The following is a 13,181-nucleotide window of genomic DNA, read 5'->3' on the forward strand; positions in this document are numbered from 1 at the left end:
GCCTGAGCGTGCTGCTAAGCGGCGCGGCCGTAGCGCAGTCAACACGACCTATTTCCATGCAAAAACCACCCGTAGCGGCCATCAAACCCAAGCAACTGACCTCGCCGTTTGGCACCCGCACCGATAATTACTACTGGCTCAATGAGCGCGAAAACCCGGAAGTAATCAGCTACCTCAACGCCGAAAATGCCTACACCGAGCAGCAGCTGGCCCCCGTGAAAGGGCTAGAGGAAAAGCTGTTCCAGGAAATCAAGGGGCGCATCAAAGAGCAGGATGAGTCGGTGCCCTACCGCGACAATGGCTATTACTATTACACCCGCTTCGAGGCCGGCGCCGAGTACCCGATTTACTGCCGCAAGCAGGGGAGCCTGACCGCGCCCGAGGAAATCCTGCTCAATGCCAACGAGTTAGGTAAGGGCAAAGCGTACTATCAGATCGGCGACTTCGAAGTCAGCGACGATAATCAGGTGCTGGCTTACTCCGAGGACGTTGTGAGCCGCCGCCTCTACACCCTGCGCTTCCGCAACCTCAAAACCGGCCAGTTCTACCCCGAGCAAATCCCGAATACCAGCGGCAACGCCGTGTGGGCCGCCGACAACCACACGGTGTTCTACACCCGCAAAGACCCCAACACGCTGCTCGATTTCCAGCTCTACCGCCACACCCTCGGCACCGACCCTAAGCAAGACCAACTGGTGTACGAGGAAAAGGACAACACCTTCCGCATTGGGGTAGGCCGCTCGAAGTCGCGCAAGTACATTTTCCTGCAGGCCGAAAGCACCATGTCCTCAGAAACCCGGTTTCTGGATGCGGCTACCCCCGCGGCCGCCTTCAAAACCTTCCTGCCCCGCGAAGCCGACCATTTGTACGAGGTGGAGCACTTCGGCCAGGAGTTTTACGTGCGCTCCAATGCCGGCGCGCCCAACTTTCGCCTGCTGAAAACGCCCGTTACGAACACCGCTAAAACGGCTTGGCAAGAGGTGATTCCGCACCGCAAGGAGGTGTTTCTGGAGAACATGGAGCTGTTCAAGGACTACCTCGTGCTGGGTGAGCGGAAGGAAGGACTGCTGCAGCTGCGCGTGATTCGGTGGCAGGACAAGCAAGAACACTACCTCAACTTCGGGGAGCCCGCCTACACCGCTGCCATCAGCATCAACCCCGAGTTTGACACGCCCGTGCTGCGCTACGGCTACTCCTCGCTCACTACCCCCAGCTCTACCTTCGATTACGACATGAGCACGCGCACGCGCACGTTGCTCAAGGAGCAGGCCGTGCTGGGCAGCTTCAACAAGCAGGACTACGTGACGGAGCGCCTGTACGCCCCGGCCACGGACGGTACCCGCATTCCCATGTCCATTGTGTACAAGAAGGGCTTCCGGAAAGATGGCTCCGCGCCGGTGCTGCAGTATGCCTACGGCTCCTACGGTATTTCCATGAACCCCACCTTTAGCGCGGCCCGGCTGAGCCTCCTGGACCGGGGCTTTGCCTACGTGATTTGCCACATTCGGGGCGGGCAGGAAATGGGTCGGCAGTGGTACGAGGACGGCAAGAAACTCAAGAAGAAAAACACCTTCACCGATTTCACCGACTGCTCCAGGTTCCTGATTGAGCAGAAATACACCTCCCCGCAGAAGCTGTTTGCCATGGGCGGCTCGGCGGGGGGCTTGCTCATGGGCGCCGTCGTCAACCTGCACCCCGAGTACTACAAGGGGGTAGTAGCCGCCGTGCCCTTCGTGGATGTGGTGACCACCATGCTCGACGAGACCATTCCGCTGACCACGGGCGAGTACGACGAGTGGGGCAACCCCAACCAGAAGCAGTACTACGAGTACATGCTCAGCTACTCGCCCTACGACCAGGTGAAGACCCAGGCCTACCCCAATATGCTGGTAACGACTGGCCTCCACGACTCGCAGGTGCAGTACTTCGAGCCGGCTAAGTGGGTAGCTAAGCTGCGCACCCTGAAAACCGACCAGAACTTGCTGCTCCTGCACACCGACATGGCCGCCGGCCACGGCGGCGCCTCCGGCCGCTTCAAATCCATCCACGACACGGCCCGGCAGTTCGCCTTCATGCTGATGTTGCTGGGCGTAAAGGCCTAATAGAGCCGGGCTGGATAAGTGGAATAAACCTATCTGCCATTATGCGCTGGCAAAGGACCTGCTAACGTCAGAACAACTCACGTAGCAACAGCTAACGCTGCCTTGAATAGGTTCTTCGTCAGCGCAGGATGATAAAATAGAAAGCCGCTCCCACTATGGAGCGGTTTTTTGTTTACCCCTAGCAGTATTTCCATGAATATTCTACCCCACGTGCCACCCCGGGGGCAAAGTTGCGTCTGTGGCTCCGGTTGCTTGGCATTCGCACGAACTTTATCCGGTCTTCGGGGCAGAAAATGGCCGTTTGGTCGGGTTCGTTTTAAGGCCTTTAAGAAGCCAGGTAGGTTTGTGCCGGTAAGCAGCAGTAGCCATTCGCTACCAGCCCGCCGGGTGATGATATTTCCCCTCACGCATATGAAAAAGCTCTTCTTTCTTATTTTAATAACGGGTAGCGGCCACGTAGTGCTGGCCCAGGTGCCGAGTGGCGGCGAACGGCCAGCCGGTGCTGGTCGGCCCGCCGGAGGGCCACCTGCGGCGGCGCCCCAACCCCAGGCCGGCGCTGGCCGCATTACGGGCACGGTTACCGATGCGGGCACCAAGCAGCCGGTGCCCTACGCCACCGTGGCCCTGGTGAACCCCGCCACCGGCAAGCCCGTGGACGGCACCGCCGCCGACGACAATGGCAAGTTCACGATTCCGCGCATTGCGGCCGGCACCTACACCGTGCAAATCAGCTTCATCGGTTACAAACTGGTGGAGAAAACCGGGGTAGTAATTACGGAGGCCGGCAACACCGTGGCCCTGGGCAGCGTGGCCCTGGAGTCGACGGCGCAGGCCTTGGGCGAGGTGCGGGTGGAAGGCCAGCGCAGCCTGGTGGAGGAGAGGGTAGACCGCACGGTGTACAACGCCGAAAAGGATGAAACCACCCGCGGCGGCGACGCTACCGACGTGCTCAAGCGCGTGCCCAACCTCTCCGTGGACCTGGACGGGAACGTGAGTTTGCGCGGCTCCCAAAACATCCGGGTGCTCATCAACAACCGCCCCAGCACCATCTCGGCCAACAGCATTGCGGATGCGCTCAAGCAGATTCCAGCCGACCAGATTAAGACTGTAGAAGTAATTACCTCGCCCTCGGCCAAGTACGACGCCGAAGGCTCGGGCGGCATCATCAACATCGTCACCAAGCAAAACAACCTGCAGGGCTTTACCTTGGACTTGCGCACCAGCGCCGGCCTGCGCAGCTCCGACCTGGGCCTGAACGCCACCTACCGGGTAGGCAAGATGGGCTTCTCGCTGGGTGGAGGCGGCCGCGGCCAGTACAACACGCCCGGCAGCTTCCGCAACGAGCAGACCACTTACACCATCAACGGCAACGACATAGCCAACCGCCAGCTACTGACGCGCACCGTGCAGTCGGCGGATACGCGCCAGCAAAACGTGTTCGGGCGCTACTCTTTGGGCTGGGACTACGACATCAACAAGTACAATTTCCTCTCGGCCTCGGTGCAGTTGGGCTTGCGCAACGGCTCTAATTACCAAGACGACCTGGCCTCGCAAACCACGTTTTTCCGGCCGGTGCTGGGCGACTCGCTCACCAACCGCCTCAGCAACGTGAAGGTGCTCGACAATTCTAACACCCTGGATGCGACGCTTAATTACACCCGCACCTTCGAGACGCCCCAGCGCGAGCTAAGCCTGCTGGCCCAGTACAGCCGTAACACCCGCACCAACAACTTCACGAACACCACCCTAAGTGGAGAGAATGCCGGCGACTACCGCCGCAACCTCAACGACAGCTACAACGAGGAAATCACGCTGCAGGCCGACTACCAGACGCCCCTGAGCAAAACCCAACTGCTGGAATTTGGGGCTAAGGACATCATGCGCCGCGTGAACAGCGACTACGCTACCTTCCTCAACGGACAGCAACTGCCGGGCACTACCCTGTCCAACGTGTTCGACTACAACCAGAACGTAGCGGCAGCCTACCTGTCGTACACGCAGAGCTTCCTCAAAAACTACACCCTGAAGGCCGGGGCCCGCTACGAGTACACCACCATCACGGCCGACTTCCGCACCGAAAATGCACCTTCCATTCCGTCGTATGGGGTGCTGGTGCCCAGCGTAAACCTCTCGCGCAAGCTTGCTAACGGCAACGTGCTCAAAGCTGCTTACAACCGCCGCATTCAGCGGCCTTCCCTGCAGTTCCTGAACCCAAATGAGCAGTCGGGTAACTTGCTGCTGTACACCGTGGGTAACCCCGAATTGGAGCCCGAGAAAACCAACAATTTCGAGTTGGGCTACAGTACCTTCATCAAGCAAACCTCGCTGAATTTCACCGTGTTTGCCCGTAATACCGACGGCTCCATTCAGCCCGTACGTACCCAGGATGGGGCACGCATCCGGACCAGCTACGACAACATCGGCACCGAAAACGCCTACGGTGGCAGCGTAAATGCCAACGTGAACATCCAAAACAAGCTGACGCTGGGCGGGGGCCTGGATGTGTACTACGCCACCTTGGATAACAACACTGCCGACGTGCTGTACGCGGCCAGTAACCAGGGTTGGGTGGCCAGCGGCCGCCTCATGGGTGGCTACACCTTCGCCAAAGGTTGGGGCGTGCAGGCCTTTAGCTTCTACCGGGGCCGGCAGGTGCAGCTCCAGGGCTACCAGGGCGGCTTCGGGGTGTACAGCATGGGGGTGAAAAAGGACTTCGCCGATAAGAAGGGCAGCATCGGCTTCGGAGCTGACAACTTCTTCACGCCCACCAACAAAATCCGCAGCTCCATCAACACGCCCGTGCTCGACCAGTACAGCGTGAACGTGCTGCGCCGCTCGGGCTTCCGCGTGAACCTGAGCTACCGCATCGGCAAGATGAGCATGGCCCAGCCCAAGCGCCGCCGTTCCATCAGCAACGACGACCTGAAAGACGGCGGCGACGGCGGCAACGGCGCCGGTGCCACGCCCGCCCAGGGTCCCAGCGGCGGCCGACCCTAGTCGGGGCGGTCTGGTGTCTAAAGCGAAAAGCCTCCTGCTCACTGGCTGGGGGCTTTTTTTATATCGTCGAAGCAGGTCTCGTCAAAACACCCTACCCCTGATGTTCTTTTGTAAGCATGATGAATCAAGCCGAAACTACCCTAAGCGCCGCGCAGGTAACCCAACTAATCCGGGGGCGGCGGAGCATGCAGCCGGTGCTGTTTGAGCCGGGCCGCGTGGTGCCCGACGAGTTGGTGCGGGAACTACTGGAAAATGCTACCTGGGCGCCTACCCACAAGCGTACCGAGCCTTGGCACTTTGTGGTATTTGCCGGGGCTGGCCGCCAAAAGCTAGCCGATTTTCAGGTGGAGCTCTACCGATCCACCGCGGGCCCAAACCTTCAGGAAAGCAAGCTGGAAAAGCTCACGAATAATCCCTTGTTCAGCTCCCACGTTATTGCCATCGGGCTGAAGCGCAACCCGGAAGTGCCAGAAGTAGAGGAGGTAGCCGCCGTGGCCTGCGCCGTGCAAAACCTGCACCTTTCGGCCGTGGCGCACGGGTTGGCGGGTTTCTGGAGCAGCGGCGGCGTAACGTACCAGCCGGAAGCCAAACCCTTTTTCGACCTTGGCCCCCAGGACCAGCTGCTCGGATTCTTCTACCTAGGCTACCCCAAGCCGGGCGCTACTGCCCGCAGCACCCGCCGCCCGCTACATGAAAAAGTAACCTGGGTGCTGGAGTAGCGCCTGCGTTTATTCTGCCCGCAAAAGCGGCCCGTTGTATCCCAGCGGGCCGCTTTTGCGTTGGCAGGGGTAGTATTCACACTTTTACCTATATAGTATGGCAACTTTTTTCCTCTCGCCCTGGTCGGCCCGGCTGCTTAGCGTCCTGCGCATCGTTTCGGGGTTGTTGATGCTGTTCCACGGCAGCCAGAAACTGTTTAATTGGCCCCCTTCCGACCACGGTGGCGGCGCTAGCGGCCTGATGCTAGTGGCTGGCATTCTGGAATTTGGAGGTGGCCTGTTGCTGCTGATTGGCCTGTTTACCCGGCCCGTAGCCTTCATTCTCTCCGGCCTGATGGCCGTGGCCTACTTCATGGCCCATGCTCCCCAAGGCATCCTACCCATTGTAAACCAAGGCGAGCTGGCCGTGCTCTACTGCTTTGTATACCTGTACTTGGCGGCGGCCGGCCCGGGCCCCTGGAGCGTTGATGCGGCCCGGAGCCGAAACGTCGGCCCAGTAGCCTAGCCTGCACAGAAAAAACACCAGGAAAGCCGCTAAACCTGTCATTCCGACGCCAGTGGAATCTAGGGTAAACCGTTTAACGGTTCAGCCCCGATTCCTCCGGCGTCGGAATGACAGATTTTGTGGCTTTGAGTTAAGCTAGTCTGTGATTTTCAAGCTGTCGGGTACGGGACCGCGGGTTGCTTGTACCAGTTGGCTTTGGAGCTGGAAGTTTACTTGCTCGCAGTCGGCAAAGCGCTTTTGCGCCATTTCCAGCGCCGCTTCCGTGGTCCGCAGGCGTTGGTAGAGGAAGATGATCAGGCCCAGGGCAATAAGCAAGGCTAGGAGCGGCAGCGTTTTATTCATACAAAACAGGGAAGGGCTGAAAAAGACTGAGGGCTGATTATCAAGGCGAACCAGCGCCTTAACAACCAACCCTCAGCAATTATTATTCTACCAAATTAGATGGTCGTGTTCGGGTCGAACTGCTCCAGGTAGTCGGCTACCCGGCGCACGAACATGCCGCCCAACGAGCCATCTACCACGCGGTGGTCGTAGGAGTGGGAGAGGAACATGAAGTGACGCACGCCAATCAGGTCGCCCTGGGGCGTTTCAATAACGGCGGGCTTCTTCTTGATGGCCCCCACGGCCATGATGGCTACCTGGGGCTGCATGATGATGGGCGTGCCCATCACGTTGCCGAAAGAGCCCACGTTGGATACCGTGTAGGTGCCGCCCTCCAAATCTTCGGGCTTGAGCTTGTTGGCCCGGGCGCGGTTGGCTAGGTCGTTTACTTTCTTGCTCAGGCCGTTTAGGTTCAGCTGGTCGGCATTGTGAATTACGGGCACGATGAGGTTGCCCGAAGGCAGGGCCACGGCCACGCCCACGTTGATGTCGCGCTTCTTGATGATGTAGTCGCCCTCAATCGAGACGTTAATCATCGGGTAGTCCTGAATGGCGCGGGCAATAGCCTGAATGAAGATAGGCGTGAAGGTCAGGTTCTCGCCCTCGCGCTTCTTGTAGGCGTCCTTGTGCTTGTTGCGCCAGTTCACGAGGTCGGTAACGTCGGCTTCCACAAAGGAGGTAACGTGGGGCGAAATGCGCTTGGAATCGACCATGCGCTGGGCAATCATCTTGCGCATGCGGTCCATTTCCAGCAGCTCCTGGTTCCCGCTGATGGAAGGTACGGCCTTGGTAGCGGGGGTAGGCGCCGCCGCTTGGGGGGCTGGTGCGGCCTGCGGAGCGGGGGCAGCAGCAGGAGCGGCCTGGGGAGCCGGAGCAGGTACTGCGGCTTGGGGCTGGGCGGCCGGGGTAGCCGGTGCGGGCTGGGCCAGGGGCTTTTTGCCGCCGACTACGTAGTCGAGGATGTCTTTCTTCGTGACGCGGCCTTCGCTGCCGGTACCGGGCAGGTACTCCAGGTCGGCCATAGAAATGCCTTCCTCGCGGGCAATGCTGAGCACGAGCGGGGAGTAGAAGCGGCCGGCCTGGGGCTGAGCGGCTACAGCCTGCGCGGGGTTGGCCTGCGGGTCGCCGGCTTCGGGCAGGTAGGGAACTTCGGGGGCAGGCTTGGTAGCCCCGTTTACAGAAGGAGCCGGAATTTCGGCGCTGGCAGCCGGGGCGGCCGAGGCGCTGGCGGCATCGGTTTCGATGATGGCAATGGGAGCACCCACGGCCACTACCTGCCCTTCCTGCACCAAGATTTCCTGGAGGATGCCCGCGTGGAGGGCTGGCACTTCGGTGTCCACCTTATCGGTGGCTACTTCCAGCACCGATTCATCCTGGTCAATGGAGTCGCCTACTTGTTTAAGCCATTTCAGGACGGTGCCTTCCATGATGGATTCGCCCATCTTGGGCATCGTCATTTCCACTCGTGCCATGCGGTTGGGGGTAGTTAGGAAAAAGGGTGGGGTGGGTTTGGAGCCTCAAAGGTAAGTGAAATGGCTCAGTGGTGAAGTGGTGAAATTTGAGATGGTGAGGTGGTGAAGTGGTGAAGTGGTGAAGTGGTGAAATGGTGAACTGGTGAGTTACTGTTCCACCAGCCCGTCATTCTGAGCTTGCGAAGGACCCTGGCTCATAGGAACAAGACGTTGTTCTGCCTGTCGTGCCGCCGTGTCAAGGTCCTTCGTCGCTGGCTTGATGCGCCACATGCTCAGGATGACAACACGTCAAACTCACCAACTCACAATTTCACCATTTCACTATCTCACCACTTCCTGCCGTAGCAGATTCAGGGCCATGGTGGTGGTGTACTCCACGTTGAGCTGGCGGCCGCGGTTGAAGCTGATCTGGCGGGTGACGGTGTGGTGGGCATCGGCGTAGGCGATGCAGATGGTCCCCACGGGCTTGTCGGGGGTGCCGCCGTCGGGGCCGGCAATGCCGCTGGTGGCCAGGGCCACATCTACCCCGAGCTGGCGGCGCAGGCCTTCGGCCATTTCGGCCACGGTAGCTTCGCTCACGGCTCCGTGGGCGGCCAGCGTTTCGGATTTTACGCCCAGCTCCCGCATCTTAATGTCGTTGGAATAGGCAATGACGCTACCCTGGAAGTAGCGCGAGCTGCCGGGAATGCTGGTCAGGCGGTGAGCCAGCAGGCCGCCGGTGCAGCTTTCGGCGGTGCCCACCGTTAGGCCACGTTCCTGCAGCAATTGCCCCACGGCTTCCTCCAGTTTGATTTCACCGATGGCAAAAATATGCTCGCCGAGCAGCTCCCGCAGGGCCGGCAGCAGAGCCTCCATGCGGGCACGCAGGTTGGGCTGGCCGTCGTCGTGGCCCGTCAGGCGCAGGCGCACCCCGCCCAGGTAGGGCAGGTAAGCCAGCTTCATGTTCGGAGGAAGAGCCGCTTCCCACTGCTCAATCTGCTGGGCCAGGAAGGACTCACCCAGCCCCACGGTCTGGACTACTACGTGCTCAATGGCGGGCGTCTGGAAGTGCTGTTGCAGGCGGGGCAGCACCTCATGGGTCATGAGGTATTTCATTTCGTGGGGCACGCCGGGCATGCTCACGAACACGGTGCCCTGGTCCTCGAACCACATGCCGGGCGCGGTGCCCACTTCGTTGAACAGCACGTGGCAATTGGCGGGCACCAGGGCTTGTTGGCGGTTTACTTCCAGCATCGGGCGGTTGAAGCGCTGAAAAATTCCTTCCACGTGCTCCAGGGTAGGCTGGTGCAGCACTAGCTCCGAGTTAAAATAGCGGGCCAGCACGTGCTTGGTCAGGTCGTCCTTGGTAGGGCCCAGGCCGCCGGTCATCAGCACTACCTGGGCGCGCTGCCGGGCCTGGTCCAGGGTGGCCACAATCTCATCGGCCCGGTCTGAAACGCTGGTAATCTGGCGTACGCGCAGGCCCAGCTTGCCTAATTCCTGGCCCATAAAGGCCGAATTCGTGTCGATGACCTGCCCGTACAGCAGCTCGTCGCCAATAGTCATGATTTCAACGTCGGGAATAAGGGGCATAAGCAGGAGCGTTAGGAGGAGTGCCGGATTTGGCGCAATATTGGCAACCCGTCGGCTAACAACGCCACAACGGCCGTCGGGTTTACTTCTTTTTGTCTTATGACTCTGTTCCGCACCTTGGCCCTCGGCCTCACGCTTACTTTGGCCGCCGGGCACCTGGCCGTAGCCCAAACCAAAACCCCGGCGAAAAAGACGACTTCAACTGCCAAAAAAACCACCACGGTTAAGAAAACCGCGCCGGTCAAGAAGGCTACTACGGCCACCAAAACCACGACCACCAAAACTACCACTACGGTTGCTACCCCCGCGGCCCCAGTGAAAGCACCCCTCACCGCCGACGAGGCCACCGGCGGCCTGCGCGAAGCGCTGAGCCAGGGCGTAACCCGCGCCGTAGCCCAGGCCGGCGAAGCCGATGGCTTTAACGGCAACGCCGACATTCGCATCCCGTTCCCGCCCGAAGCCGAGCTGATAGCCGTTACCCTGCGGAAAGTGCGGGCTGGGGCCTTGGTCGATAACTTCGAGGTAGCTCTGAACCGCGCCGCCGAAACGGCCTCCGCGCAGGCCAAGCCCATCTTCCTGAATGCGGTGCAAAACCTCAGCCTGCAGGACGCCCTCAGCCTAGCCACCAGCAAGGAAAGCGACGCGGCCACCACGCTGCTCTACGAAAAGACAGCCGCCGACCTGCGCACGGCCTTCCAGCCTACCGTGCAACAGTCCTTGGAAAAAACCGGCGCCATTAGGCTCTACGCCGAAATGGTGGCCCGCTACAACAAGATTCCGCTCGTCACGCCGCTGAATCCGCAGCTGGTACCCTACGCCACCGAGAAAACCGTGGACGGCCTGTTCGCCCTGATTGCGGCTGAAGAGGGCCGCATCCGGCAGAACCCGGCGGCCCAGGGTAGCGCCCTACTCAAGCGGGTATTTGGCAAGTAAAACCGGCCATGAGGGCCTTGGTGAACTAAGCGAGGTGTTCAGCCTCTGCATGACGTTCTTTTTTTAAATCAAACGCTCTGGCTGTCTACCAAGCCTAATGGAATAATGGGATAGTGAGTAAAGAGCCCGTCATCCTGAGCACAGCGAAGGATGGCGGGCTTTTGTATAGGTGCCGGGACTTAATATCACTCACTATGGCCTGGCTTCATGCATTCACCAACTCACGGTTTCCTGTAAACTGGTCCGGTTTCTGCCTTGCACCGCTTAGCTTCTGTACTGCTCTTTTACCGCTATGAACTTCCGCCGTTTTTTTGTTCTGCCCGTGGTCCTGCTGGGCCTGCATACTACTGCCTCGGCCCAGCTGCGGCTGCCCAAATTGGGTGATATTCTCAAAACGACCATTCCGGCTCCTTCCACTACTACCTCTACCCGGACGGGTAGCACGGGCAACATCAGCCAGGATGAGGCTGCCCGGGGCCTGAAGGAGGCCCTGACCCAGGGGATCAGCAAAGGAGCCGATCAAGCCTCCAAGCAGGATGGCTTCTACCTCAACAAGCTCATTCGAATTCCTTTTCCGCCCGATGCCCAGCGCGTAGCTAACACGCTCCGTTCCATCGGCCTCGGTAGCCAGGTCGATAAGTTCGAGCTGACGTTGAACCGGGGCGCGGAAGACGCCGCCAAAAGTGCCAAGCCCATCTTCCTGACGGCCATCAAGAGCCTGACCTTCAAAGATGTTTGGGGTATTTTGACCGGGGAAAAGAATGCCGCTACCAACTACCTTAAGCGCACAACCACCGAGCAACTCACGGTAGCTTTCAAACCCATCGTGCAGAAAAGCCTCGACCAGGTAGGGGCCACCCGCTACTATACCGACCTGACCACGCGCTACAACCGGATTCCGCTGGTTACTCCGGTGCAAACCGACCTGAACCAGTACGCTACCGGTAAAGCCATTGATGGCCTGTTCACCCTCATTGCCCAGGAAGAAGCCAACATCCGCGAGAACCCCGTAGCGCGCGGCACGGAGCTGCTTCGTCGGGTGTTTGGCAGCAAGCAGGGCTAAACCGCCGAGCTTTTCTCAGATAACGCAACCACAACGGCCCGCCTCTCTGCAGCAGAGAGGCGGGCCGTTGTGGTTGCGTTATCTGAGGCTAATTAAGCCCTAGCGCGCGGTTTAGTATGTCGCTGGTGGCCTAGTAGTCGTCGTAGTCGGAGTTGCGGCGGCTGTTGCGGGAGCTGCCGCTGCTGCCGTACTCGTCGTTTTCGTCGTCGGAGAAGTCGTCGTCATCCAAGTCGTCCAGGGAGCTGAAGCTAGTGCTACCGTCGGGGTCTTCGGTGGCTTCAGCCGTGGCGTACTCGTCTTCTGTCATGCTGGCCAGGTCCAGGGCCTCATCGTGGGAGGAGCCCGTATCGCGCCACATCAGGTAGTCGGCGTACTTGGCCGAAAGCTGATCTTCGGGGTTGCCGCGAGTTTTGCTGCCGCCAGTGGTGGCGAAGTCATCTAGCTCGTCATCATCGAAGAGGTCGTCGTCGAGGTCGTCGTGTTGTCTCATGGCCTTGCTAGGGGCGGTAAGGGTGAAAAATCAAGTGAAATGGCGCGGCTACTTTTCAGCTGCGAAGATACGGGTGTAGGAGTAGGGAAGGTTGCGGTAGAGGCCAGGGTAAGCGTCAAAAAGAGGCAAGTCGCTTCCTGTTTGCCGCCGCGAGTTTTCTCCCAAGCAGCTCCCGAGGTAGGTACCATCCGAAGGCTGCCGTAGTTCCTTCCACTACGCAGATATCGAGAAAAAGCCGTTAGCGCGCAGCTTTGGCCCCAAAATCAGTTATCAGCAACTGCTCCTGGCAGAAGTCGTACTCCTCTGGTACATTGCTGGAAACCAGTACCGTGCGGCCTGTTAGCGTGGCCCGCACATGCTCCAGGTACCACTCTACGCCGGTGCGGTCCAGGTTGGTGGTCGGTTCATCAAGCAAGAGCAACGGGGTAGCAGCATACAGGGCCAGCGCCAGCTTGAGGCGCTGCTTCATGCCCGAGGAAAAGTCCCGGACCAACTTATGGCGCGACTTTTCCAAGTACATCAGCGTGATGAGTTGCTCAGTAGTCAGGCCGGGGCGTAGGGGCTTGAAGCGGGTATGAAACTGAATCTGCTCCGTCAGGGTCAGCTCCTCAATCAGCTCCAGGTAAGGGGCGGCGTAGGCCAGTTGGGGCGGCACCTCTTCTACGGCAATGGCCCGGCCCGCGTGCTCGTAGGCCAGCGTCCCGGAGGTAGGTAAAATCTGCCCCGACAGGGTATTGAGCAGGGTGCTCTTGCCCGCCCCGTTGGGCCCCAGAATAGCCGTGGCCGTACCGGAGCGGAAAGTGTGCGTCAGGTCCCGGAAAATCCATTCCCGGGCAAAGCGCTTGCCCAGCCCGGTGGCGGTAATCTGCATGGTATAGAGCTTAGAAAGAAGAGCTTAGAACTTAGGGAACGTTCTGACGCAAGCAGTATCAGAACGTCCTCTAAGC

At 59.7% G+C, this 13,181-nt stretch carries 11 protein-coding genes; 6 read left to right on the top strand and 5 right to left on the bottom strand.

Features of this window, described 5'->3' with window-relative positions; translation table 11 throughout:
- The first annotated feature begins 56 nt into the window (after positions 1 to 56).
- The 4 genes from MWH26_RS07370 (at position 57) to MWH26_RS07385 (ending at position 6,323) form a co-directional block, all read left to right on the top strand.
- Positions 57 to 2,102 (top strand): S9 family peptidase, encoded by a 2,046-nt coding sequence (locus MWH26_RS07370; protein WP_247977071.1) that lies wholly within the window; start codon positions 57 to 59, stop codon positions 2,100 to 2,102.
- A gap of 411 nt (positions 2,103 to 2,513) precedes the next feature.
- Positions 2,514 to 5,099 (top strand): TonB-dependent receptor, encoded by a 2,586-nt coding sequence (locus MWH26_RS07375; protein WP_247976692.1) that lies wholly within the window; start codon positions 2,514 to 2,516, stop codon positions 5,097 to 5,099.
- A 116-nt stretch (positions 5,100 to 5,215) separates the two neighbouring features.
- A complete protein-coding gene (locus MWH26_RS07380) occupies positions 5,216 to 5,818 on the top strand; it encodes a nitroreductase family protein (protein WP_247976693.1) in 603 nt (200 codons plus the stop codon).
- Between the two features lie 97 nt (positions 5,819 to 5,915).
- Positions 5,916 to 6,323: a DoxX family protein gene (locus MWH26_RS07385; protein WP_247976694.1), complete on the top strand. Its 408-nt coding sequence runs from the start codon at positions 5,916 to 5,918 to the stop codon at positions 6,321 to 6,323.
- 135 nt (positions 6,324 to 6,458) lie between these two features.
- On the opposite strand, the gene MWH26_RS07390 is transcribed toward MWH26_RS07385, so the two are convergent.
- From MWH26_RS07390 to MWH26_RS07400, 3 genes are all read right to left on the bottom strand, one after another.
- On the bottom strand, positions 6,459 to 6,665 hold the full coding sequence (locus MWH26_RS07390; RefSeq protein ID WP_244695958.1) for a hypothetical protein: 207 nt from the start codon (positions 6,663 to 6,665) through the stop codon (positions 6,459 to 6,461).
- A gap of 95 nt (positions 6,666 to 6,760) precedes the next feature.
- Complete coding sequence (locus MWH26_RS07395; RefSeq protein WP_247976695.1) at positions 6,761 to 8,176, bottom strand: dihydrolipoamide acetyltransferase family protein; 1,416 nt, start codon at positions 8,174 to 8,176, stop codon at positions 6,761 to 6,763.
- A 321-nt stretch (positions 8,177 to 8,497) separates the two neighbouring features.
- A complete protein-coding gene (locus MWH26_RS07400) occupies positions 8,498 to 9,748 on the bottom strand; it encodes a competence/damage-inducible protein A (protein WP_247976696.1) in 1,251 nt (416 codons plus the stop codon).
- Positions 9,749 to 9,847: 99 nt separating this feature from the next.
- Here MWH26_RS07400 and MWH26_RS07405 point away from each other — a divergent pair, with 99 nt between their 5' ends.
- Both MWH26_RS07405 and MWH26_RS07410 read left to right on the top strand, forming a co-directional pair.
- The gene (locus MWH26_RS07405; protein ID WP_247976697.1) at positions 9,848 to 10,681 is read left to right on the top strand and encodes a DUF4197 domain-containing protein; all 834 of its coding nucleotides are present in this window, start codon (positions 9,848 to 9,850) and stop codon (positions 10,679 to 10,681) included.
- Positions 10,682 to 10,973: 292 nt separating this feature from the next.
- A complete protein-coding gene (locus MWH26_RS07410; protein WP_244695960.1) occupies positions 10,974 to 11,744 on the top strand; it encodes a DUF4197 domain-containing protein in 771 nt (256 codons plus the stop codon).
- 130 nt (positions 11,745 to 11,874) lie between these two features.
- Here MWH26_RS07410 and MWH26_RS07415 read toward each other — a convergent pair whose 3' ends face one another.
- Both MWH26_RS07415 and MWH26_RS07420 read right to left on the bottom strand, forming a co-directional pair.
- On the bottom strand, positions 11,875 to 12,234 hold the full coding sequence (locus tag MWH26_RS07415; protein ID WP_244695961.1) for a hypothetical protein: 360 nt from the start codon (positions 12,232 to 12,234) through the stop codon (positions 11,875 to 11,877).
- Between the two features lie 238 nt (positions 12,235 to 12,472).
- The gene (locus MWH26_RS07420; protein WP_247976698.1) at positions 12,473 to 13,105 is read right to left on the bottom strand and encodes an ABC transporter ATP-binding protein; all 633 of its coding nucleotides are present in this window, start codon (positions 13,103 to 13,105) and stop codon (positions 12,473 to 12,475) included.
- Positions 13,106 to 13,181: the final 76 nt, after the last annotated feature.

It is taken from the genome of Hymenobacter sublimis (genome assembly GCF_023101345.1).
Taxonomy (GTDB): domain Bacteria; phylum Bacteroidota; class Bacteroidia; order Cytophagales; family Hymenobacteraceae; genus Hymenobacter; species Hymenobacter sublimis.